18 protein-coding genes are annotated in these 22774 nt (G+C 64.2%); 9 read left to right on the forward strand and 9 right to left on the reverse strand.

The window, feature by feature from the left end; all coding sequences use genetic code 11:
• Positions 1 to 48: 48 nt before the first annotated feature.
• The 3 genes from Q4S45_RS05305 to Q4S45_RS05315 all read right to left on the reverse strand — a co-directional run bounded on the left by Q4S45_RS05305 (position 49) and on the right by Q4S45_RS05315 (position 4945).
• A complete protein-coding gene (locus tag Q4S45_RS05305) occupies positions 49 to 2148 on the reverse strand; it encodes a bifunctional diguanylate cyclase/phosphodiesterase (protein ID WP_305509826.1) in 2100 nt (699 codons plus the stop codon).
• Positions 2149 to 3024: 876 nt separating this feature from the next.
• Entirely contained in the window at positions 3025 to 4350 is a 1326-nt protein-coding gene (locus Q4S45_RS05310) for a GAF domain-containing sensor histidine kinase (protein WP_305509828.1), read from the reverse strand.
• 106 nt (positions 4351 to 4456) lie between these two features.
• Positions 4457 to 4945: a TlpA disulfide reductase family protein gene (locus tag Q4S45_RS05315; protein WP_305509829.1), complete on the reverse strand. Its 489-nt coding sequence runs from the start codon at positions 4943 to 4945 to the stop codon at positions 4457 to 4459.
• Between the two features lie 21 nt (positions 4946 to 4966).
• On the opposite strand from Q4S45_RS05315, the gene Q4S45_RS05320 reads away from it, so the two are divergent.
• Positions 4967 to 5728: an NnrS family protein gene (locus Q4S45_RS05320; RefSeq protein ID WP_305509830.1), complete on the forward strand. Its 762-nt coding sequence runs from the start codon at positions 4967 to 4969 to the stop codon at positions 5726 to 5728.
• Here Q4S45_RS05320 and Q4S45_RS05325 read toward each other — a convergent pair.
• A complete protein-coding gene (locus Q4S45_RS05325) occupies positions 5725 to 6630 on the reverse strand; it encodes a PaaX family transcriptional regulator C-terminal domain-containing protein (RefSeq protein ID WP_305509832.1) in 906 nt (301 codons plus the stop codon). The genes Q4S45_RS05320 and Q4S45_RS05325 overlap by 4 nt on opposite strands.
• A 285-nt stretch (positions 6631 to 6915) precedes the next feature.
• Here Q4S45_RS05325 and Q4S45_RS05330 point away from each other — a divergent pair, with 285 nt between their 5' ends.
• Positions 6916 to 7827 (forward strand): CAP domain-containing protein, encoded by a 912-nt coding sequence (locus tag Q4S45_RS05330; RefSeq protein WP_305509834.1) that lies wholly within the window; start codon positions 6916 to 6918, stop codon positions 7825 to 7827.
• A 126-nt stretch (positions 7828 to 7953) separates the two neighbouring features.
• Here the strand turns inward: Q4S45_RS05330 and Q4S45_RS05335 are convergent, their stop codons facing one another.
• Both Q4S45_RS05335 and Q4S45_RS05340 read right to left on the reverse strand, forming a co-directional pair.
• Positions 7954 to 9279 (reverse strand): amidohydrolase, encoded by a 1326-nt coding sequence (locus Q4S45_RS05335; protein ID WP_305509836.1) that lies wholly within the window; start codon positions 9277 to 9279, stop codon positions 7954 to 7956.
• Between the two features lie 79 nt (positions 9280 to 9358).
• Complete coding sequence (locus Q4S45_RS05340; protein ID WP_305509837.1) at positions 9359 to 9748, reverse strand: hypothetical protein; 390 nt, start codon at positions 9746 to 9748, stop codon at positions 9359 to 9361.
• A 166-nt stretch (positions 9749 to 9914) separates the two neighbouring features.
• Here Q4S45_RS05340 and Q4S45_RS05345 point away from each other — a divergent pair, with 166 nt between their 5' ends.
• On the forward strand, positions 9915 to 11693 hold the full coding sequence (locus Q4S45_RS05345; protein ID WP_305509839.1) for a DUF885 domain-containing protein: 1779 nt from the start codon (positions 9915 to 9917) through the stop codon (positions 11691 to 11693).
• Between the two features lie 137 nt (positions 11694 to 11830).
• Here Q4S45_RS05345 and Q4S45_RS05350 read toward each other — a convergent pair whose 3' ends face one another.
• Entirely contained in the window at positions 11831 to 12973 is a 1143-nt protein-coding gene (locus Q4S45_RS05350; RefSeq protein WP_305509841.1) for an acyltransferase, read from the reverse strand.
• A gap of 341 nt (positions 12974 to 13314) precedes the next feature.
• On the opposite strand from Q4S45_RS05350, the gene Q4S45_RS05355 reads away from it, so the two are divergent.
• Positions 13315 to 13656 carry a YciI family protein gene (locus tag Q4S45_RS05355; RefSeq protein WP_305509843.1) on the forward strand — a complete coding sequence of 114 codons (342 nt, stop codon included), beginning with the start codon at positions 13315 to 13317 and terminating at the stop codon, positions 13654 to 13656.
• A 77-nt stretch (positions 13657 to 13733) separates the two neighbouring features.
• The gene (locus tag Q4S45_RS05360; RefSeq protein ID WP_305512054.1) at positions 13734 to 16079 is read left to right on the forward strand and encodes a DNA polymerase II; all 2346 of its coding nucleotides are present in this window, start codon (positions 13734 to 13736) and stop codon (positions 16077 to 16079) included.
• Between the two features lie 455 nt (positions 16080 to 16534).
• Here Q4S45_RS05360 and Q4S45_RS05365 read toward each other — a convergent pair whose 3' ends face one another.
• Entirely contained in the window at positions 16535 to 16810 is a 276-nt protein-coding gene (locus Q4S45_RS05365; RefSeq protein ID WP_305509845.1) for a hypothetical protein, read from the reverse strand.
• Positions 16811 to 16997: 187 nt separating this feature from the next.
• Between Q4S45_RS05365 and Q4S45_RS05370 the strand changes: the two genes are divergently transcribed.
• Complete coding sequence (locus Q4S45_RS05370; protein WP_305509847.1) at positions 16998 to 17324, forward strand: hypothetical protein; 327 nt, start codon at positions 16998 to 17000, stop codon at positions 17322 to 17324.
• A 61-nt stretch (positions 17325 to 17385) separates the two neighbouring features.
• On the opposite strand, the gene Q4S45_RS05375 is transcribed toward Q4S45_RS05370, so the two are convergent.
• The gene (locus tag Q4S45_RS05375; protein WP_305509849.1) at positions 17386 to 18918 is read right to left on the reverse strand and encodes a CYTH and CHAD domain-containing protein; all 1533 of its coding nucleotides are present in this window, start codon (positions 18916 to 18918) and stop codon (positions 17386 to 17388) included.
• Positions 18919 to 19045: 127 nt separating this feature from the next.
• Between Q4S45_RS05375 and pstS the strand changes: the two genes are divergently transcribed.
• From pstS to Q4S45_RS05390, 3 genes are all read left to right on the forward strand, one after another.
• Positions 19046 to 20089, forward strand: coding sequence for a phosphate ABC transporter substrate-binding protein PstS (gene pstS, locus Q4S45_RS05380; protein WP_305509851.1), 1044 nt, complete (start codon positions 19046 to 19048; stop codon positions 20087 to 20089).
• Positions 20090 to 20270: 181 nt separating this feature from the next.
• Entirely contained in the window at positions 20271 to 20951 is a 681-nt protein-coding gene (locus Q4S45_RS05385) for a response regulator transcription factor (RefSeq protein WP_305509853.1), read from the forward strand.
• Positions 20952 to 21046: 95 nt separating this feature from the next.
• Positions 21047 to 22708 (forward strand): methyl-accepting chemotaxis protein, encoded by a 1662-nt coding sequence (locus tag Q4S45_RS05390; protein ID WP_305509855.1) that lies wholly within the window; start codon positions 21047 to 21049, stop codon positions 22706 to 22708.
• Positions 22709 to 22774 lie beyond the last annotated feature (66 nt).

Here is a 22774-nt window from a genome sequence, read left to right on the forward strand (position 1 = left end):
GACGCGGTTGGTCCGTCACCTTGCGCTGACGGACTCAGGCTCAGCGCGTCATTGAAGGGTCGCTGCGTAACGCATGAATCGTTCATTTGGTAGCGCTTTTTCGTACAAGAATCCTTGATACGCGTGGCAGCCCGCCAGGCGCAGGAACTCTCGCTGTCCCACCGTTTCGACGCCTTCGGCGATGACGTTCAAGCCGAGGCTTTCACCTAGACCGATAATTGATCGGACTATCGACGCATCGTTCTGATTGGTTAAGACATCGCGCATGAAGGAACTGTCAATCTTCAGTTCGTCGAGGGGAAGTTTTCGAAGATAGCTCAAGGAGGAATAGCCAGTGCCAAAATCGTCAAGGGAGAAAGTGATTCCGAGCGACTTGAGATACTCCATCTTCGCCGCCGTCGTTCTCACATCGGCTACCAGGAGGCTTTCGGTGAGTTCAAATTTGAGTCGCCGAAGATTGGCGCCGGTTTCAGCGAAGATTGCCTCCGCCATCGGTACGAAACTCGCCTCTACAAATTGACGGGGGCTGATGTTGACGGAGAGCGACAACATTGCGGTTTCTGGGTGCGTGGTCCAATCGGCAAGTACACGACAAGCCGTCTCCAGCACCCATCTACCTATTTCGACAATTTGACCGGTCGATTCGGCGGCCCGGATAAATTCCAGAGGATAGGAGAGGTGACCATTCGCCTTGCGCCATCGAATTAATGCTTCAGCACCGGTAATTGAACCAGTTGAATCCATTTGAGGCTGATAGTAGAGCACAAATTGATCTGCGATCAAGGCGCCTTGCAGATCGCGTTCAAGTTGCAAGCGCGCACTCATTGCGGCCTGCATTTTAGGATCAAAAAATCGAAAGGTATTGCGACCAGCGTTTTTGGCCTGGTACATCGCGGAATCGGCTTTCATCAATGCTGACTCGACACTATCGGTGGCGCCACAAATGAGTGTTATGCCGATGCTGGTCGAAATCCATTGGACGCCACCAGCCACTTGAACTGGCGATGCCAAGCTCGCAAGGATGTTCTCGGCAACAGTGTCCGCATGCAGCGCCGCCTCGTCATAGGTCTGATAGCTCGGGGGAAGCATGATGATGAACTCGTCGCCTCCGAGACGCGCAACGACGTCAGTTTCACGAACAGTTGTTTGAAGTCTTCGCGCGACCGCCTGCAGCAATAGATCGCCGACGGCGTGGCCAGCGGAATCGTTAAGCGCTTTGAAATTATCGAGATCGCAAAACATGATCGCGCCGATCGTTTGCTCGCGTGCGCTGCGGAGCAGTGCCTTGCGCAGCTGATCGAGGAGACTCGCGCGATTGGGCAGCTCGGTCAAAGAGTCGAAAAATGCGAGGCGCGCCATCGTCGCTTCTGTGGACTTTCGCTCGCTGATGTCCGACGCAACGGTGAGTATCTTTGGCGGACGCCCATCATCCGTTGTGACAAGCGTCCATTGAACTTCGGCTTCAACTGTGTGTCCAAATCGATCGAGCTGAGTACAATCTCCCCGCCATTCGCCTTGCAGCATCGTGGCGTCATAAGCAATTCGAAAGAGCTCCGCGGACGCGCTGAACACGTCGTTGTAGTGTTGTCCGAGCACTTGGGGCGCAGCCCACCCGTAGAGGCGCTCCGCGCCTTTGTTCCAATAGGTTACGCACCCACCCATATCCATCACGAATATGGCATCTCGAGTGTGGTCAAGCAGTGCCGCTTGCTCGCGCAGCAGCGCCTCTGATTTTCTCGCTGGGGTAATGTCTGATACAAAACCCTCTAAGGCACGAATTTTGCCGCGTTCGTCCACCACGGCCATTCCTTGGTCTTCCACCCATTTGATATCTCCGCCGCGAGTGAGAATTCGATAGCTGACCTTGAATGACCGCCGGGAAGCGATGGCGATCTGCATCTGCTTGTCCGTTTCGGCACGGTCATCCCGGTGGATGAGGCTGGCAAATGTCAGAGTTGAGCGCGCGGTAAACTCTGCTGGCGAGTAGGAGGTTAGTTCCTCCACCCCTTCGCTTACGAACTCCATTGTCCTGTGTTCATCGTTCAAGCATCGGTACACCGCGCCTGGTAGATTGTCTAACAGGAGCGCTAAAGAGACCGAGGCGTGCGGTTCGATTTCTCTGAGCGTGCGCTTGGAGTATTTCTTCATGGCAGCCCCGCATGTCGCATCGTATTTCTCCGTTTGGCGTATGCAAAATGGGTGAGGCTGTTCAAGATAGGCGCATTCGTGCGAGGGGTCAATTGCCGAACTTGCCCGTCGGCGAGTAGATTGCGTTTGATCAAGGTAGGGCGATTCATTGAAATTTCTTCGCGATTCGCCACGGTGGTTCAGCCCGATATGCGTCGGGATGAGTTGGGATGGATGACCTACGTTCCGATTAGTTTGGCACCCTGGCCGCGCAGTGCGCCCGCCGCCTGGTGGTAGCGCATAAGAATGAGCGATCCAGTCAATTTGTTGATCGTTAACTAAGCAATGCGGCCGGCATGGCCGTCTTGAAAATTCGGCCGTGCTGCATGGGACAAACGGTGGGATGGAAATATTGGGCTACCGTTTAACGGAGCGGGTTCGGCAGACGTGGGCTCAGTAGAACCCTGGATCAATATTGTGCTTGCTGAAAAAGGCAGACGCTGTCTCCGCTTGGCAGCGAGTTGCTTCAGTCGCCGGTCACCACCACTGCGAACTCCGTGGCGCGCAATGTTCCCCATCTGACTCATAGGGTTGGAGCAGCTCGCATGCCACACTGATCATTATTAGTCGAAAAAGCTCTTTGGCTTGAAACCGCCACCTTTCCCGCTATCGGCAAGTGCCCAGTTGCCCTGCGATGGACGGCGCAACAGTGTCGAATCGTGCGGCCGATTACTGATCGAGCATGCGAGGGGTCTTCACTCCGCAGGCGCTCGTGTCTGAATGTTGGACTTGCACCGGATGCGCCCGCGCCTGGCGGCGCCAACACAACTCGGCACTTGCATCGCTCGCCGACGTGTTGTGATACCAGAAGCTGATGATCCCAACAATCTTCGTACGTCAGTGCTGCTTCAAGGGCAAACGCAGCAGGAACTCGGACCCGGCGCCGATTCCCGCGCTGGATGCCTCGACGCTGCCGCCGTGCATGCGTGCCAGGCTGCGGACCAGGGTCAGTCCAATCCCCAGCCCGTCGTGCGGGCTGCCCGGCCCCTTGCTGACCTGCGAAAACATCTCGAACACGCGTCCGAGCTGGTCCGCCGCGATGCCCACGCCTTCGTCGCGTACCCGGATGAGGACATCGGCGCCTTCCGTGGTCACTTCCAGAAAGATCCGCCCGTCCTTGCCCGTAAACTTGCATGCGTTGTTGAGCAGGTTCGTCACCATCTGCGTCACCCGTACCGCGTCCGCCTCCAGATACACCGGCTGCGAGGGTGTGGTGACGGTGAGGGTTTGCGCCTTGGCGGCGCACAGCGGCCGGACGGTCTCGCAGGCCAGATCGAGCGCAGCCCCCAACTCCACATGCTGCAGGCGCAGGGTCAGGTCGCCTCGGGTGACGCGGTTTGCGTCCAGCAGGTCTTCGACCAGCCATTCCATGTGTTTGAGTTGACGGTCGACCGCCTGCAGCGCCCGCGTCCGCGTGCCGGCCTGGTCCGCCGCGAGCTCGATGATTGCCAGGCCATGCTTGATCGCGCCGAGTGGATTGCGCAGCTCATGCGCGAGCGTGGCGAGGAAGGCGTCCTTGTTGGCGCCGGACTCACGCAAGTCCTTTTCGGTGGCTTCCTGTTCGCGCTTGCGCGCCTCGGCATCGAGGTGGCGCTCGATGATCAGCGATGCGATGTTGGAAAAATAGCGCACTTCTTCATAATCGGTACTCTCGGGCTCGCACGGGATGCGGTGATATAGCGCGAAGGTGCCAAGCACCCTGTCGTTGGGGCCCTTGAGCAAGAAGGACCAGCATGCCCGGATGCCGTGTTCTTCCGCGAGTTCGCGAAACGGCGCCCAAGCCGCATCCGTGCCGACGTCGCCTACGATGATGTCGGTGCCCACGTACGCGGCGCGGCCGCACGAAGGCTGGGCAGGGCCAACCGGGAAGTTGTCGATCTTGTCGGTGTATCCGGCGTCCAGGCCATCGGCCGCCGCGAAGCGCAGTTTCATCCCCTCTGGATCGAAAATGAACACCGCGGCGCGGGTTTCGGCGCGCCGTACTTGGGAAACCGCGCGGACCACGGCATTGAGCGCCTGGTCGACCGGCGCCCCGCGCGCCGTCAACTCGAGCAGATCCCGGTGCGGTCCGGACAGCGCGTGTGTCAGATAGACGTCGCTGCGCCGTTCGTCCGCCGCGCCGACCAATGAGAGGGTTGCTGTTGCATGGGCGGACTCGCTCATCGGCCGACTTTCTGAGTTAAGAATTGACCCCCACTCTACCATGGGCGGCCCCGGCGGGAAGCTGATCGCGCTTCGGCGGCATTCCAGCGCCGCGGACGATACCGCGTCAGCGCACCGGGAACGGCGGCAGGCGCGCTTCCAGTTCACGCCGCGTCACCTGGCCCAGGCGCGTCATCACCAGCTTGCCCTCGGGATCGAACAGCAGCGTGGTGGGATAGGCGTTCACCTTGAACTCCTTCATCGTGGCCTCGTTGCCGGCGACGATAGGGTAGGTCACATGCAGCAGCTCGGCGTAGCGGCGGATGTTCGGCAGGCTGTCGCCGTCGGCCGCCAGTCCCAGCACGACGACGTCGTCGCGCGAATGCGACAGCGCTTCGAGCTCCGGCATCTCCTTGATGCACGGCGCGCACCATGTGGCCCAGACGTTGAGCACGATCCATTTGCCCCGGTGGCGCTCGAGAGTGTGGCGCTGTCCCTGCACGTCGGTCAGATGGAAGGCCGACGCCGGCGCCGACGCCGCCGCGATCAGGCAGACCAGCGCAGCGCAGCGGCGGGCCCCGGCCCACCAGCGGCGCCATGCAGGGGCGGCGCACATTACAGCTGGCCCGACAAGCCGATGACGAAGGCGCGATTCGCGGTCAGCTGCACGCCGCTGGCGATCGCGAACGCGTGCTATCACGCCACGATGCTCGGATGGCTCGCGCTGTCGCCGGTCGCGCCGGTGCAGGCGGCGATCCTGATCATCGTGCTGATCGAATCGGTCATCGGCGCGCGCGTCATCCCGATGTTTACCCGCAATGGTGTCGCCGGCACGGCGCCGGTGGTGCACCAGCGCCGCGACAACGTGGCGATGGGCCTGACCGTGGCGACGGTGATCGGCTGGATCCTGCCTTTGCCCGCGCCCATGTTCGCCGGGATCGCCTTTGCGGCCGGCTGCGCGGCGCTGCGGCGCCTGGCGGGGTGGCAGCCGCAGCGCACCCTTGGCGTGCCGCTGGTGTGGATCCTGCATCTGTCGTACGCGTGGATTCCGGTCGGCTTCTTCATGCTGGCGCTGGCCGTGCTGCACGTGCTCACGACCAGCGCGGCGTTCCACGCGCTGGCGGTGGGCTCGATGGCCGGCCTGATCATCGGCATGATGACGCGCACCGCGCTCGGCCACACGGGCCGTCCCCTCAAGGCCGGCGCTCCCGAAACGGCCATGTACTGGCTGATCCAGCTTGGCGCGCTGGCCCGCGTGTGCGCGGCCGTCGGCCCGGCGGCCGCGCGCGAGGCCTGCCTGGCCGGCGCGGCGGCGGCGTGGTCGCTGGCGTTTGTGCTGTATGTGGCCGTGTACGGCCGCTACCTGTGGCGCGTGCGGATCGACGGCAAGGAAGGCTAGGGCGAGGGTGGCGCCGGCCGCGCCAGGTGACGGCCGGCGCCGTCGGCGGTGAGCGCTTCGAGCTCGCGGCGCAGTTGCGCGCCGCGCTCGGCCGGCCAGTCCGGCGGCAGCAGCGCGGCCGGAAGGCGCGGATCGTGCCGCTGGGCGCGGCGCCAGTCGCAGCGCACCAGGGTGCGCAGCACGAAAGCGTCACAGTCGGTCAACGCCGGCGCCGCGCGCACGCTGTCGAGCAGGGGCGCGTAATGCGCGATGAAGTCGCGGTAACCGGCCACTACCGGCGCCAGGTCCCAGGCGGCATCGACCAGTTCGGACAAGGGCCGCTGGCCCGAATCGGGCAGCTCGTTCATCTGGCAGACCCATAACCGGCCTGCGATGCCCAGCCGTTCGAGGCCGGCCGACAGCGTGGCCGGCGGGGCGCCGGGCAGCGCGAACACGCCCGGGGCAATCAGGCGAAAGCCATCGTTCCAAAGGTGTTTGCGCAACGCCTCCTGCTCGGCGCCGCACAGCCGCGCAAGCCAGCCGACCACGATGGTCCACTTGACCGGTTCATCGGCGGTGGGGGCGCCGGCAGCGCGCCGCGCCGCGCTCGGCCAGCATGCGCTGCGGCGCCCGTCGCGGACCGTACACAGCACGCCCTGACGAACCAGCCGGAACACGCAGGTGCGCATCAGGCGTTCGCCCACGCCGAACGGCGCCATCAGCGCCGCCAGCGACGACAGCCAGAGCACGCCGCCAGCCGGCGCGGCATCTTCGACCACCTGGGCGACCAGGTCGCCGGCCGCGGGCCGGTTGCCGGCCAGGCGTGCGGCGATCGCGCCGTCGACGAGGCAGGGAGCGTCGGCAGTCCGATGCGGCGGGGCGATGGAGCGGCGAGTCGACCCGGGAATGGCGTTGGCATACATGGGAACCTACCTTGGATTCGACAGGTCCCCATTCTCGCCCGTGCCCGCGGTGCGATTCCATAAGACAGATCAATCAATCGCGCGCTGGGGGCGTGTTGCCCGGATACGACGCGGACACGGCGCAAGTGCGATGCGTTCTCTCCCATGACGCGCCGTTGGCAGCAACATATTGAAACGATTTCCCCAGTCTGCCCGCCGATGGTGCGTGCTAACGTAGCGACTTGCTCAGCGGCAAGAGCCGCGAAATCGCCCACGTTGCCACATCATTATTCATACGGACGCCTCTTGAAAACCCGATTCATGAACTTCGCCGCGACCACGCTGCCGCGCGGCCTGCTGGTCTGCCTGCCGCTGCTGGCCGCGGGCGCGGCCCACGCGCAGAGCCGCGATGCGCTGGCCGACCTCATCAACGAGTACCGCGCCGATCCGGGCAGCTGCGGCGGCTGGCGCGCCGATCCGGCGCCGCCGCTGGCGCCGCATCCTGCGCTGGCGCGGGCGCGCGTTGCGCCCGGCGGCTACATCGACGACGCGCTCGAGCGCGCCGGCTATCCGGTCGCCGAGGCCAAGATCATTTACGTCTCCGGCGCGCGCAATGCCGAGGCGGCGATGGACGCCGTGTGGGGCACCCAGTGCCGCGCGCTGTTGGGCGCGGAATGGACCTCGGTGGGCACCGCGCGCAGCGGCGACTCCTGGCAGATCGTGCTGGCGCGCCAGTCCGCGTCGCCGCATGTGTCGCACCTGTCGAACGCGCGCGTCGCCCGCCAGTCCGAAACGCGCGACATCGGCAAACTGATTCTCGACGCCGTGAACCGGGCGCGCGCAACGCCGCGCAATTGCGGCACGCGCCATTTCGACGCCGCGCGCCCGCTCACCTGGAATCGCTCGCTGGCCTCGGCGGCGCAGGCGCACAGCAGCGACATGGCAAGGCAAAGCTACTTCAGCCACCAGGGCAGGGACGGCAGCGAAGTGTCCGATCGGGCCAAGCATGCCGGCTACCGCTACCTGGGCATCGGCGAGAATATCGCGGCCGGCCAGAAGTCGGCCGACGAGGTCATGGCCGGATGGCTGGCCAGCCCGGGGCACTGCGCCAACATCATGGACCGCTGGTTCACCGAGATGGGCAGCGCCTACGCGCTCGGCGGCGGTGGCAGCAACAGCCATCCGTATTGGACGCAGGTGTTCGGCACGCCCAAATAGGTACGCGCCGCGGTCCAAAAGCGGGGGCAGGTCCGGCGGAGCGACGGGGACGCCGAGTCCGTCGGGTTCGTCGCTGCCGCAGAAGCTGTCGCGAGCGGGGAGTACTGAGGAACTGGCCAGGCAGGACTAAGCCGGCTTCTTCATCAGCGCCATCATCGCAGTGACCGTCGCTTCAACCCCGGTGCGTACCGCCGGTTCAGGTTCGATCTTGAAGATCGGGCTGTGGTGGCTCGGCACCGGCGCGCCGCCATTCGCCGCCGCGTCCAGCACCTGCCTGGACGTCCCGCCAACGCCGAAGTACACACTCGGAATATACGGTTTGGTGGTGAAGAACGGGAAGTCTTCGGCGCCCATGCCGGAGCGCTGATAGTTTTGATCGAAAATTTGGGCGCCCAGTTTGTCGGTCCACGCCAGCTTCAGGCGGCGGGTGAGGGCGGCGTCGTTGATGGTCGGCGGCGTTGCCTCGTCCATCACCTTCACCTCGGGCAGCTGATTCTCCGCCACGCCATTGGCGCGCGCCGTGTTGACCGCCACGCGCCGTATCGCATCGAGCAGCGCGGCGCGCGTCTGCGCATTCTCGCTGCGCACGGTCAGTTGCAACTTGGCGGAATCGGAGATGATGTTGGCCTTGGTGCCGGCATGGAACGAGCCGACCGTGATCACCGCCGCTTCGTGCGGCTCGCGCTCCCGGCTGATGATGGTCTGCAGCGCGACGACGATCTGGGACCCCAGCATGACTGGATCCTTGCCCCGATGCGGACTGGCGCCATGCGCGCCGACGCCATGCACCAGGATCTCGACCGTGTCCGAGCCCGAGTACGGCGAGCCTTCGCTCACGGTAATTTTCCCGGCCTCGACATCGGACACCACGTGGAACGCGAGCGCATAATCCGGGCGCCCGAAACGCTCCCACACGTGGTCCTTCATCATCGCGTTCGCACCGGCGACGCGCTCTTCCGCCGGCTGGCCGATCAGCATCAGCGTGCCGGACCATTGTCCTCGACGCGCCGCCATCTGCCGCGCCGTGCCCACCAGGCTGGTCATGTGCACGTCGTGGCCGCAGGCGTGCGTCACCGGCCACAGGTTGCCTTCGCGATCCTTGCCCGTCACCGTCGATGCGTTGGGCAGCCCGGATTTCTCGAGCACGGGCAAGCCGTCCATGTCGGCGCGCATCATCACCAGCGGGCCGGGCCCGTTCTTCATGATCGCCACCACGCCCGTTCCGCCGACGCCCTCCGTCACCACAAAGCCCGCTTCGCGCAGTTCCGCTGCCAGGCGAGCGGCGGTTTTCGTTTCCATCAGCGAGAGTTCGGGATTGCGGTGGAAATGATCGAACAAGGCGCCGAGGTGGCCGCGATAATCCTTGGTCACGGCATTCGCCAGTTCGGCATCTGCCGCCTGAACCAGGTGCAGGGGCAAGACTGCGAGGAGTAGAGCGATCGAGCGTTTCATCGGTTTTCCTTGTGATGAGGTTTTGAAGTGCCCGCTATCGCAATGCGTCCAACAGGCAGTTGTGCTGGGCATGCTGTGGCTACCAGCCCATGGTCTTTTTCGATACCGTCCAGGTAACCTGCCCTGGCGCGGCGCTGGCGGAGACCAGGGCTACAAGCTTATCCGCGGCGTCACCCGCCTCAGCGTATTCCTTGGTCCCTTCAAGCTGGTAGAGCGTGGGCGGCGTCGGCGAACTCAGGGAGATCGGGTTCGGATGGGAGACGCCATTTTCCGAGAAAATTTTCAAGCAGCGCTCGGCACCGGCCTTGTCGGGCGCTTCGACGTGAATGCTGACGATGAAGCTGCCCCGTTCTGCTTTCAACTTGTTCAAGTCGGCCATCATTTCCGACGGGGGCTTCGCGCCAGGATGCGCGCTCGCCGGCGCAACGAATAACACGATCAATGCTGCTGCAAGAATGCGACGGACCATCGTTGCTCCAGGAGTTGGCCGATCTTTGTCGGCAAGTTATTGTTGCTGACTATACCAGTGTTTGCGTTGCATATCAGCAAGTTCATTGTGGCTTGCGATTCCTTTAACAATGGTCCTATACTCGCTGCGATCGCAAGTTGAATCCCTCATCGCAAAAAGGAATCGCATGTCGAATACGCCGTTTAAAGTTCGCGCCCTGATCGGCGCCGTGGCCCTGGCCGTGCTGTCCATTCCCGCAGCCGCCGCCGAACCCGCATGGGTCACGAAGAGCAACGCCAACACCACGTTGCTGTTGAACGTGATGGCCAAGTATTCGCCCGAAAGCGCCAGCTCGATCGGCGTCGATGGCTACGACGAGCAGATCACCGACCTGTCGCGCGACCAGTTCGAAGCGGCCAACAAGGACACGCGCGCGGCCATCGCCGAGATGGAAAGGCGCCTGAAGACCGAGACCGATCCGAAGGTGAAGCAGGATCTGGAAATCCTGATCGGCAGCGCGAAGGACCGCCTGCGCAGCAGCAGCCTCGATCGCAAATACTTCATGCCGTACAACGACCTGACGGCGAGGATCTTCGGCGTCGTGCGCGCTATGCTCGACCCGCGCGTGCCGAAGGAGCGCCAGAACACGCTGCTGGTGCGCCTCGAAAAATATGCCGGCCTGGCGAGGGGCTACCGTCCCGCCACCGAACTGGCGAACGAGCGCCTGCAGGAGCGCCTGAAGGCCAACAAGCATTTGCTCGGACCGTACAAGGGCGAAGTCGAGCAGTCCATCAACGACGGCCCGACACTGATCGCGGGCATGAAGGACTTGCTGGCGAAGAGCGACCTGAAAGGCTGGGAGCCTGCCTTCGCCGCGCTCGAAAAACAGCTGACCGCCTACAACGCGCAAATCAAATCGCAGATCCTGCCGCGCGCGCGCACCGACCATCGCCTGCCGCCGGAGGTGTACGCCAACAACCTGCACGACTTCGGCGTGGACATCAGCCCGCAGGAGATGATCGCCAAGGCGCTGACCTCGTTCGCCGAGATCCGCAATCAGATGAACATCACCGCCGGCCTGATCGCGCGCGAACGCCAGCTGCCGAACGCCGACTACCGCGCCGTTATCGCCGAACTGAAAAAACAGCAGATCCCGAGTGACAAGGTGATGCCGCTGTACCTGGAGCGCCTCGCGCAAATCGAAGCGGCGGCGCGCGACCACCACATCGTTTCGCTCCCGTCGCGCAAGGCCGTGATCCGCCTGGCCAGCGCCGCCGAGAACGCGCAGCAGCCGGCGCCGCATATGAATCCGCCCCGCCTGATCGGCAACACGGGCGAGTACGGCGAATTCGTGCTCACCACCGGCATGACGCCCGACGCCAGCGGCAAGGCTATGGTGTTCGACGATTTCACGCACCAGGCGGGAACGTGGTCCCTCACGGCGCATGAGGCGCGGCCTGGACACGAGCTGCAGTTCGCGAAGATGATCGAAACCGGTGTGTCGACGGCGCGCGCGGTGTTCGCCTTCAACAGCGTCAACGTCGAAGGCTGGGCCTTGTATGCGGAGGCCGAGATGCAGCCCTACGAGCCGCTCGACGGCCAGCTGTTTGCCTTGCAGGCGCGGATGCAGCGCGCGGCCCGCGCTTTCCTCGACCCGATGGTCAACCTCGGCGAGATCACGCCGGAAGGGGTGAAGTCCTTCCTGATGGATGAAGTAGGTCTGTCCGAAGGCATGGCGACGCAGGAGATGCAGCGCTACACCTTCCGCGCACCGGGGCAGGCGACGTCGTATTTCTACGGTTACCAGCGGCTGATGGAAACGCGCCAGGCGGCCGAAGTCGCGCTGCGCAAGAAGTTCAACCGTCAGGCCTTCAACGACTTCGTGCTGGCGCAGGGGCTGGTGCCGCCGGCGCTGCTGCGCAAGGCGGTGATGGAGGAGTTCGTGCCTGCGCAGGCCAAGCTCTAAGATCGCGTATGCTTTTGGTGGGCAGCTGCGTCTGCAACGTGGCCGCCCCAGACGCTGTAACGATTCGCTACCAGCGCCAATAAATATGGCGTTTGGCCTCTGGGTTTCTTCTTGCGCAATAGATGAACCAGGTCCGCTCAAGCCGGCGCCACTGGTCGCACTCTGACTGCCCTGGCCACTGGCTTCTCCACCGTCGGAAACCACCGCGCCCGCAGCCGCATGAACGGCGTCTCGACAAAGAAATAAAGCAGCCAGCCACTAAAGACCCCGGCCGCCATAATGCCCACGATGGTGAGAGGCGCCTGCGGATCGATACCGTACTGTTCCAGTGCCGGCCGCAGCGCCATGAACACCGGCTTGTGCGCCAGGTAAATCGCATAAGACCAAAGGGCCAGGCTGGTCGCGCCGGGCACACGTACGCGGTTCAGCAGGGAGGCCGAACTAAGCGCCGCGCATGTCAGCAGTGCGAAGCTGATGGCGACCAACGAGAAGCCAAAGCTGGACGTGAGGAACAAATTCGGCACGTCTGAGCGCACACCATATAGCACCGTCGCCGCCATGGCCAAGCCTGCCGCCAGCAGGGCATTTCCGTGCTTTAAGATGCGGCTGAAAAGCGCGGGGTGGAAATTCTTCACCATGGCGATGGCGACGCCGGGGAGGAATTCGTCGAAGCGGCACCAGGTCGAGTAATAAGCTGGCGCCGAAAACGCCTCCTGGGCATTCATGAAGTTGGTCGCGCGCGTGGCAATGCCAGCGCCGATGGCCGCAACCAGGACGCTCCAAAGCCAGCGCGGCGAACGCGTTGTGCCGACCAGTGCCAGCACCGCCAGCGGAAGCACCAGGTAGAATTGCTCCTCAATGCACAACGACCATGAATGCGTGAAGGTCTCGCCGTAGCGCAGGCCGAAATTCTGGGTGAAGCTGAGATAACGCCAGGCCGGCGCCATGGTCTTGCCCCAGATAACGCTGTGCGGGAGTAGCAGGTAGACCGCCAGTACCACATAGTAGTTGGGCAGCGTGCGCAACAGTCGGCGTGCGAAAAAGCTCCTCAGCGACAAAGGCTCGCCGTGCGCCGCAGGCGCCAGCAACTGGTTGCCGATCAGATAGCCGCTCAGCACGAAGAACAAATCTACCCCGGCCCAGCCGACTTCACCGATGAAGCCGAAGGTGGAACCTTGCGCCACGAAGCCGTTATAGTGGGACATCAACACAAGTGTAATGGCAAGGGCGCGCAAAGTATCCAGACCCTTGAGCCGGACAGGTTGAAAAATAGTATGCATCAGGCGGGTTTCTTGTTGAGGTAATTGAGTGTATCTGCAGCGCTGGCATATCGAACAGAAAGTAAAACGCGCATGGAAAGTCCGCAGGTACGAAAGCGTCCAGCCTAGGCAGTTGCCGGAGGGCGGTCTAGTCAAATGCGCCGACCCGTGCATATCCTGCGATCAGCCGGTTCGAGCTTGAGGTAATTGGCTCGCGAGCCAAGTAACTGTAGGATGAGTATGGTTGGCGCAACCACGAACGTCCGCAACGGGTCGGAACTGGCTGGACAGCGGCAGACTGCTTGCGGCCAGGAGCACACCTATCGATTTCACGATCGCAGTCAATTCCCAGGAGGAGCACCATGGCCAAATACCTGATTTCTTTTCCAAGCGCGGCGATGGTTGTGCCCGATGGAGAATTGGGCGCGGTGGGCAGTGACGCGCGCGCCGTGATCGATGAGGCGAAAGCCGCCGGCGTCTACGTCTTCGCCGGTGGAATCGACGAAGGCGTACCGCCCGTGCTCGTCGCCGCCGACGGCACGGTTGCGGAGGGCGGCTATCCCTGGGCGCCCCAGCTCGATGGCGGCTTCACCGTGCTGGAATTGCCTTCGCGCGACGAGGCCATCGCATGGGCGGCGCGTATCGCCACGGCCTGCCGGTGCGGCCAGGAACTGCGCGTCTTCGGGTTCGATCCACGGTCCTGACTTTAGCGCGCCGGCAAAATGGGTGGCGCTTTAGACCAGCCCCCATCTTTCCGATGGCGTATCATTCGCCCGTGAGTATCGATCAACAACAGCAAGGTTTTCTTTTAACGCGTCACTGGCGCGACACCGCCGCCGGCACGGAGGTGGAGTTCTGGCTCGCGACCGACGACGGCCCGCGCCACGTCCGCCTGGCGCCGCATCCGTCGGTCGCCTTCATTCCGGCCGAATCGCGCGAGTCCGCTGAAGCCGTCTTGCGCGGCGAGCGCGGCTTCGAACTGCGCGAACTGGCGCTGTGCGACTTCCACCACCGACCGGTGCTGGGCCTGTACTGCACCCAGTACCGCCAGCTGACCAAGCTCGCCAGGCGCCTGCGCGAATTCGGCATCGACGTCTACGAATCCGATATCCGTCCGCCCGAGCGCTACCTGATGGAGCGCTTCATCACGGCGCCCGTCACCTTCAGCGGCACCGAAAATGCGCAGCTCAGGCCCGCGCCCGGCTATCGGCCAAAGCTGCGCCTCGTCTCGCTCGACATCGAAACCACGTCCTACGGCGACCTGTATTCGATCGCGCTGGAAGGCTGCGGCCTGCGCCAGGTCTACATGCTCGGCCCGCCCAATGGCAGCGCGGAGGCGCTCGACTTCGATCTCGAATATTGCGACAGCCGTCCGCAGATGCTGGAGCGCCTGAACGAGTGGATGGCGCGCCACGATCCCGACGTCATCATCGGCTGGAACCTGGTGCAGTTCGACCTGCGCGTGCTGCAGAAGCATTCCGAACGCTTCAACGTGCCGCTGCTGCTTGGCCGCGGCGCCAGCGCGATGGAGTGGCGCGAGCATGGCGGCAAGCAGGAGCATTACTTCGCGGCCGCCGCCGGGCGCCTGATCATCGACGGCATCGAGGCGCTCAGGTCCGCAACCTGGAGCTTCCCGTCGTTCAGCCTGGAGAGCGTGTCGCAGACACTGCTGGGCGAGGGCAAGTCGATCGACAATCCCTACGATCGGATGGCCGAAATCGACCGCCGCTTCGCCGAGGACAAGCCGGCGCTGGCGCGCTACAACCTGAAGGACTGCGAGCTGGTCACGCGCATCTTCGAAAAGACCGAGCTGATGACCTTCCTGCTCGAGCGCGCCAGCGTCACCGGCCTGGCGGCCGACCGCAGCGGCGGCTCGGTGGCCGCGTTCGAGCACCTGTACATGCCGATGATGCACCGCCAGGGCTACGTGGCGCCCAACCTGGGCGACGTCACCGGCGGCGAGAGCCCTGGCGGCTTCGTGATGGATTCGCAGTCCGGCCTGTACGACTCGGTGCTGGTGCTCGATTACAAAAGCCTGTACCCGTCCATCATCCGCACCTTCCTGATCGACCCGGTCGGACTGGTGGTCGGCACGCGCGGCGACAATGATGAAGCGACGGTGGAGGGATTTCGCGGCGGGCGCTTCTCGCGGGAGAAGCACTGCCTGCCGGCCATCGTCAAGCAGATCTGGGACGGGCGCGACGCCGCCAAGCGCGAGCAGAACAAGCCGCTGTCGCAGGCGCTGAAGATCATCATGAACGCGTTCTACGGCGTGCTGGGGTCGAGCGGCTGCCGCTTCTTCGACCCGCGCCTGGCGTCGTCGATCACGCTGCGCGGCCACGAGATCATGCACCTGACGCGCAAGCTGATCGAAGGGCAGGGCTACCAGGTGATCTACGGCGACACCGATTCCACCTTCGTCTGGCTGAAGCACGCGCACTCGGAGGAGCAGGCCGGCGAGATCGGCCGCGCGCTGGTGAAGCACGTGAACCATTGGTTCGACGACTACCTGCGGCGCGAATTCGGCCTGGCCAACGCGCTGGAACTGCAGTACGAAACCCACTACCGGCGCTTCCTGATGCCGACCATCCGCGGCTCCGACGAAGGCAGCAAGAAGCGCTACGCGGGCCTGGTGCGCAATCCCGACGGCAGCGAGGCGATGGTGTTCAAGGGACTGGAGACCGTGCGCAGCGACTGGACGCCGCTGGCGCAGCAGTTCCAGCAGGTGCTCTACGAGCGCATCTTCAAGGGCGAGGAGTACCGCGATTACGTGCGCGACTACGCCGCGCGCACCGCCGGCGGCGACTTCGACGAGCTGCTGGTGTACCGCAAGCGCCTGCGCCGCCCGCTCGAGGATTACGAGCGCAACGTGCCGCCGCACGTGCGCGCGGCGCGCATCGCCGATGAATTCAACCGCCAGCACGGGCGCCCGCTGCAATACCAGAACGGTGGCTGGATTCGTTACGTGATGACGCTGGCCGGGCCGGAACCGCTTGAGGCGCGCCGCTCGCCGATCGACTACGAGCACTACCTGACGCGCCAGTTGCAACCGGTGGCGGACGCGATCCTGCCGTTCGTCGACGACGATTTCGCCGCGCTGACCAGCCGCCAGCACACGCTGTTCTAGCGGCGCGGACGAAAAAAAGCTCCCAGGTTGGGAGCTTTTTATCCGCCCTGACATGCGGCGGCCACCTTGGTGGGATACGACTGACGGTTTGCCGCCCTTCGACGCCGAGCCGGCCACATTACCGCCGGTTGTACTGCTACTCGGGTCGGACTGCTGGCTTCCGGTGATGGCGCTGTTCCTGCCGCCTTGAGCGCCGGATGACTATTCCTTACTGCCCGGACCAGTGACTGGTCCGCTACCGGAACTTGGATCCGGACTGCTTGCTGTCGCTATGGTCGTGATGCACTGCTACTCCGGTCACTCCTCATAGGATCTCCTGTGCTGTTTCTTGTAACTCCATGATAGACGGCATCGCCCCGTTCTCAATAGGAGCGGACCGGACAGGCAGGTAGGACAACTCCTAGTTGCCGGAATTAAATTCGCCTTGGCCGCGCGCGGGCAAGCGGAGGCCTGCGTCAGCGCTTGAGCGAATCGATTAGCCGGCGCGCTTCGGCAATCAGCGTCGCGTGGGCGTCGGGCAGGGCAGGGAAGCACAGTTCGCCGTCTTCGGGAATCGAATGCATGTCTACCGATTTCCAGCCGTCCTCACAGTACTGCGGATGCAGCAAGCGGATGCGCGCATGCGCCGCGTAAGGCACCGGCTCTCCCGCTTTCCAGCCGGAGGATTTTATTTCGCGGCAGGACGCGGTAATGGTCCAGCCTTCATAGTGTTCGTCGTGTGCAATCAACATAAATCGGGACAAATGTATTAAAAGCACAATCTTATCATGCGGATAACTGCGCACGATTGAAATTCCCCTGCCTTACCCACCGTTACAAATGTTGCGGCGTGCTATCACCGTGTAACGGAGTAGGGCGATACAGTGAACTCGTCTGCAAAACGCAGGCGCTCAACTGAACGGACCGGAGGGACTTATCATGAACATCTATCTGAAAGCATTGGCAGCGGGCGCAATTGCACTGGCGGCGGCACAGCCGGCGCTGGCGCAAACCAGCTTCGGGATCTATGCCGGTACGCCCGTCCGCGTCCAGCAGCAGTACGCGCCGGCCCCTGGCTATTACGTGGCGCCGCAGGGCTATGGCTACGACGACGGCTATCGCCACGACTGGCGCGCGCGCCGCGCCGCTGAAATTCGCCGCCAGGAGTGGCTGCGCCGCGAGGAATGGCGCCGCGAGCAGTGGCGCCGCGAACAATGGCGCCGCGAGCATCACCGCTACGACCGCGGCTGGGACGGCCGCTATTGATTGAAGTTCGGGGTCTGGTCCTGCGGGACCTGACCCCATTTCTGTTAGTACCCGCAGCAAACTAGCATGGCAGCGGCACCTTCGCCAGCTTCTTCCAGCGCTTGGTGGCCAGCTTGCCCTCGTCCGGAATGCGCGCTGCAAGCATGCCTTCGGCAAATCCCACTTCCAGCGCGAGCGCCGGTTCGCTCTCCGATATTTCGGTCAGCAGGCGAGTGGCGACCGTGATGTCGTTCAGCAGTCCCAGTTCATCCTGCAGGCCGGTCAGCGCCTTGACGTAGGGCCGCACGCGCCGCTGGGGAAACAGCGATGAAAAAAATTCGGCGGCATAGCGCGTCTTCTTGGCCGCGATGCGCACCCGATGCCGTTGCTCGGGCGTGGCCGTCGACAGCGCTCGCGCGCGCCGGCGCAGGCGCCGCTCGTCGCGCTTTAATATCTGACGGGCGAATTTGCGCACCGGCTGGTCCAACACGCCGGCGGCGGCCTGCGTCGCCCGCGCATCGTCGCGCCATCCTTTTGCCTCCAACCAGCGTGTGATGCCGAGCATGAGGCGGGTGTAGCGGACCGATCCCGCAGCCGCCGCGGCGCTGGCGTGATGCTGCTTCGCCTTGTCGGCCGCGGCCCGCGCCACGCCCGCGATGCGCGCCGGCTCGGGCAGGACGCGCGCCATCGACGGCAGCGTGGTCTCGGCCAGCACATCCCAGTCGCGCGCCGAACCGAGTTCGTCGGCCAGCCAGTCCAGCTCCAGCTGCAAGGCTTCGGGCAGGCGCAGTACATCCTTGAACATCCCCAGCGCCGAGCGCAGGCGCCGCATTCCGACCCGCATCTGGTGCAGGCTTTCGACGTCGCGCACCTTGGCCACGTTGTCCGCGTTGTCCTGAATGTGCGCCAGGCAGTTCGACACGATCTGCTGGAACGCCTGGTCGAGCGGCATGGCGCGCTCCAGCGTCAGCGGCTTGGCCTTGACCGCTACGCGCGGCTGCGGCGCCAGCAGCGCGTAGCCACGGTCGGCCTTGCTCAGGTTAGCGATGCGGAAAGGGACATCCTTGAGCAGGTCCAGCGCCAGGTCGAACAGCTGCGCCGGATCGCCCGCCTTCAGTTCCAGTTCGAGTTCGCTGATCGGCGCCTTTTCGGTGCCGTGTTCGAGCGTGCCCACGTCGAGCGCGCATTCGACGTGTACGCCTTTTTTCAGGTGCAGGTCCCACACGGTGCGCTTGATGTGCGTGCTGAACACGGGAGCCAGCCGCTGTTCGAGCGAGTCGGCGCCGAGCGCGTCGCGCCGGATCTGCTTTTCGTCGACCAGCTCGCGCAGGCGCGCCAGGTCCGGTGTCGGCCGATCGACCGGCGACTCCCACTCGCCGCGCTGGTGCAGGCCGCCGTTGGCGCCTGCGCCGTTCTTCATGGTCTGGATCCAGCGCTTGCCGACTTCGCGCACGCGAAGCCCGACGTCATGCCGGCGCAGCCGCAGCCGGGGCGTATCGAAATAGGTATCGGCCAAAGTTTCTTCGCGCGGCTTGGCGCCGCCATGGAACAAGTGGTGGTGCAGCAGTTTTTCCCTGGCCTTGGCGTCGAGCTGAAGCTTGAGTTCGATTTCCATCGCTACCGCCTCCGTGAAGTTGATCGCGTAAAGACAAAGTATGCGCCGGCGCGTCAGGCACACGTCACACCAGCGTCATATTCGGCTCGTAGACTGCACGCATCCAAACAACAGGGAAGACCTGAAAATGAAAATCAACAAGATGCTGACTTCAATGGTTCTGGGCGCACTGGCAACGATGGCCGCGACCAGCGCAATGGCCGCCGACATGACCGGCGCCGGCGCCACGTTCCCGTATCCGATCTACGCCAAGTGGGCCGAGTCGTACAAGGCTGCCACCGGCAACGGCCTGAATTACCAATCGATCGGCTCGGGCGCAGGCATCAAGCAGATCAAGGCGAAGACGGTCGACTTCGGCGCGTCCGACATGCCATTGAAAGCGGAAGAACTCGACGCCGAAGGCCTGATGCAGTTCCCGGCCATCATGGGCGGCGTGGTCGCGGTGGTCAACGTCGACGGCGTGGCGCCGGGCCAGCTTAAGCTGACTGGTCCCGTCCTCGCCGACATCTACCTGGGCAAGATCACCAAGTGGAACGCGCCTGAAATCGCCGCGCTGAACCCTGGCGTGAAGCTGCCGGCCGACGACATCACCGTGGTGCATCGCGCAGACAGCTCCGGCACCTCGTTCCTGTTCACCGACTACCTGTCGAAGACCAATGCCGACTTCAAGAGCAAGATTGGCGCCGGCACCGCGGTGAAGTGGGTGATCGGCGTGGGCGGCAAGGGCAACGAAGGCGTCGCCGCCAACGTCCAGCGCATCAAGGGTTCGATCGGCTACGTCGAGTGGGCCTACGCCAAAAAGAACAAGATGTCGCACACCCAGCTGAAGAACAAGGACGGCGTGTTCCTGCAGCCTGACGACGACAACTTCAAGGCCGCCGCTGCCGGCGCCGAGTGGACCAAGACGCCCGGCTTCGCCGTGGTGCTGACCGACCAGGCGGGCAAGGCGAGCTGGCCGATCACCGGCGTGTCGTACATCCTGATGCACAAGGCGCAGGCCGACGCTGCCAAGGGCAAGGAAGTGCTGAAGTTCTTCGACTGGGCCTACAAGCACGGCGGCCAGGCCGCGACCGAACTTGACTACGTGCCGATGCCCGCATCGGTGGTCTCGCTGGTAGAAGGCGCCTGGAAAGTGCAACTGAAGGACACTGCCGGCAAAGCGATCTACTAAGCAGCACCGGGGGTGAAGCAGGGATTTAGCGGAGCGAAGCTTCGCTCCTGCGGAACGGTCGAGCCTTGCAAGGCTCGGCTCCTTCCAGGTCCCGCGGACCTGACCCCATCTTCACTACGCCGCCATCATCGAACATTGGGCCAGGTCCGCAGGACCAGGCCCCGACAACGCACCCCTCATCGTGCCATTGATCCTCATCGTCGAAGACGAACCCGCCGTGGCGGAACTGGTGAAGTTCGCGCTTGGCGCCCACGGGTGGGACTGCTGCATCGTCGCCACCGTCAGCCTGGCCTGGGAGTTCATCCAGGCGCGCCGGCCGCACCTCGTGGTCCTCGACTGGATGCTGCGCGGCCAGAGCGGCCTGCACCTGCTGCTGCGGATTCGCAGTGAAAGCGCATTGTGTCGGCTGCCCGTGGTGATGCTCAGTGGGCGCACCGCGGAGCAGGACCGGATCGATGGCCTCAACAGCGGCGCGGACGCTTACGTCACCAAGCCGTTTTCGCCGCGCGAACTGCTGGCGCGTGCGTCATCGCTTTTGGGGGCAAGTCCGCCGGACCTGACCCCGCCCTTGTCGCCGGCGGCGGCAAGACTCGCGCTCGACGAAGCACACGGCACGCTTCGCGTTGACGGCCGCTGGGTGCCGATCGGCGCGGTGGAGTTCCGCATGCTGCAGCTGCTTGTGGCAAATCCGCGCGAAGTGTTTTCGCGCGGCCAGCTCCTCGGCCACATCTGGGAAAGCGGCAGCGTCACCGACGAACGCACCGTCGACGTCGTGGTCTTGCGGCTGCGCAAGGTGCTCGGCCCTGCGCGCTCGCTGGTCAAGACGGTGCGCGGCGCCGGCTACATGCTGGCCGAATCGTGACTTGGTTGTCATCACCCTGACATAAAGCGGCGCCAGAATAGTTGCACACGGGAATTAGCCGTGATTTGATACTCAACGCAACGACTTCTCCCTTGATGAAAAAATTCAGCTTACACACCGGCGCGCGCATCGTGCTGTCCTTCGCGCTCGTCCTCGTCATCATGGCGACCATGTCGGCGGTCGCCGTGTGGCGCCTGCAGGCGGCCGACCAGGCGACCTCCGGCCTGGTCAACGACACGCTGGCCAAGCGCCAGCTCGCGGCCGAACTGCTGGCGATGGCGCGGCTGAACGGCGTACGCGCAGCGGCGATCGCACGCAGCGACAGCATGGAAGTGGGCGACTATTTTGGCGCGCAGCTGGGCGAGGGCGACAAACAGCAGGCCGCGCTCGAAGCCAGATTGGCGGCGCTGACGCATGACGGCGCCGAGCGCGACTTGCTGGCACGGGCCGACGCCGCACGCAAAGCCTACCTGGGGGTGCGTGCGGAGGCGTTCAAAATGAAGGACCTGGGCAAGACCCAGGAGGTGGCGCAGCTGGCCGACGGCGCCCTCGAAACCACGTTCAGGCAATACAGCGGCGCGCAGGCTGCGCTGCTCGATTATCACACCCGCCAGGCCGGCACGGTCGCGCAGCAGTCGCACAGCCAGTTCGTGCTGGGCCGCGCGCTGCTGGTCGGGCTCGGCGTGTTCGCGCTGGCCGCCGGCGGCGTGCTGGCGTGGCTGCTCACGCGCGGCATCGTCGCGCCGCTGCGCGCGGCGGTCGCGCAGATCGTGCGTGTCGCCGGCGGCGACTTGCGGCCCGTCGAGGCCAATACGCGCAGTGACGAAATCGGCCAGTTGCTCGGTGCGCTCGGCGCGATGACGGCGCGCCTCGCCGCCACGGTGGCGCAGGTGAAGGATGGCGCAATCGCCCTGGATGTGGCGTCCGGCGAAATCGCCGCCGGCAACGCCGACCTGTCGCGGCGCACCGAGCAGCAGGCCGGCGCGCTGGAGGAAACCGCGTCCTCGATCGAGGAGCTGACCTCGGCGGTTCGGCAGAACAGCGTCAACGCGCGGCAGGCCAACCAGGTCGCGCTGCAGGCGTCCTCGCTGGCCGACAAGGGCGGCGAGGCGGTCGCCGACGTCGTCGGCACGATGGCGGCAATCAGCAGCTCGGCGACCCGTATCGTCGACATCACCGCCGTCATCGACGGAATCGCATTCCAGACCAACCTGCTGGCGCTGAACGCGGCGGTCGAAGCGGCGCGCGCGGGCGAGCAGGGGCGGGGCTTCGCGGTGGTCGCGGGCGAGGTGCGCACCCTGGCGCAGCGCGCTTCGCTGGCGGCGCGCGAAATCAAGGATCTGATCGGCGAGTCCGTCGAGCGCATCGAGGAAGGCCGGCGCCTGACCGCACAGGCCGGCGGCACGATGCAGGACATCGTCGCCGGCGTGCGCAAGGTGGCGGCGATTATTGGCGAGATCAGCGTATCAAGCGCCGAACAGGAGGCGGGCATCGGCCAGATCAACGGCGCGATCGGCGACATGGACGCGGTGACCCAGCAGAATGCGGCGCTGGTCGAGCAGGCAGCGGCGTCGGCCGAGTCGCTGCACGAACAGGCCGCGCAGCTGGCGGCGACGGTGGCGTTGTTCCGCCTGTCCACCGCGCAGCCCGCGCCGCTGAAACTGGTGCCGGTGCTCGAGCCGACCGGACAAAGCTGCCGCGGCGCCGCAACCGGACCACGAGCAAATCCATCGTACCGGCGCGAAATGACGGCTTGATGACCTTTCCTTGACGAGTGTGAAATGTCTCAAAATGAACATTACGGGTTGGTAATGTCTAATTTA

This window comes from Massilia sp. R2A-15, from assembly GCF_030704305.1.
Lineage (GTDB): Bacteria > Pseudomonadota > Gammaproteobacteria > Burkholderiales > Burkholderiaceae_D > JAFCUW01.

Coding starts and splice junctions, on each gene's coding strand:
- Q4S45_RS05305 (WP_305509826.1), bottom strand. CDS start 2,148: ATGAAGAAATACTCCAAGCGCACGCTCAGAGAAATCGAACCGCACGCC.
- Q4S45_RS05310 (WP_305509828.1), bottom strand. CDS start 4,350: ATGAGCGAGTCCGCCCATGCAACAGCAACCCTCTCATTGGTCGGCGCG.
- Q4S45_RS05315 (WP_305509829.1), bottom strand. CDS start 4,945: ATGTGCGCCGCCCCTGCATGGCGCCGCTGGTGGGCCGGGGCCCGCCGC.
- Q4S45_RS05320 (WP_305509830.1), top strand. CDS start 4,967: ATGACGAAGGCGCGATTCGCGGTCAGCTGCACGCCGCTGGCGATCGCG.
- Q4S45_RS05325 (WP_305509832.1), bottom strand. CDS start 6,630: ATGTATGCCAACGCCATTCCCGGGTCGACTCGCCGCTCCATCGCCCCG.
- Q4S45_RS05335 (WP_305509836.1), bottom strand. CDS start 9,279: ATGAAACGCTCGATCGCTCTACTCCTCGCAGTCTTGCCCCTGCACCTG.
- Q4S45_RS05340 (WP_305509837.1), bottom strand. CDS start 9,748: ATGGTCCGTCGCATTCTTGCAGCAGCATTGATCGTGTTATTCGTTGCG.
- Q4S45_RS05345 (WP_305509839.1), top strand. CDS start 9,915: ATGTCGAATACGCCGTTTAAAGTTCGCGCCCTGATCGGCGCCGTGGCC.
- Q4S45_RS05350 (WP_305509841.1), bottom strand. CDS start 12,973: ATGCATACTATTTTTCAACCTGTCCGGCTCAAGGGTCTGGATACTTTG.
- Q4S45_RS05355 (WP_305509843.1), top strand. CDS start 13,315: ATGGCCAAATACCTGATTTCTTTTCCAAGCGCGGCGATGGTTGTGCCC.
- Q4S45_RS05365 (WP_305509845.1), bottom strand. CDS start 16,810: ATGTTGATTGCACACGACGAACACTATGAAGGCTGGACCATTACCGCG.
- Q4S45_RS05370 (WP_305509847.1), top strand. CDS start 16,998: ATGAACATCTATCTGAAAGCATTGGCAGCGGGCGCAATTGCACTGGCG.
- Q4S45_RS05375 (WP_305509849.1), bottom strand. CDS start 18,918: ATGGAAATCGAACTCAAGCTTCAGCTCGACGCCAAGGCCAGGGAAAAA.
- pstS (WP_305509851.1), top strand. CDS start 19,046: ATGAAAATCAACAAGATGCTGACTTCAATGGTTCTGGGCGCACTGGCA.
- Q4S45_RS05390 (WP_305509855.1), top strand. CDS start 21,047: ATGAAAAAATTCAGCTTACACACCGGCGCGCGCATCGTGCTGTCCTTC.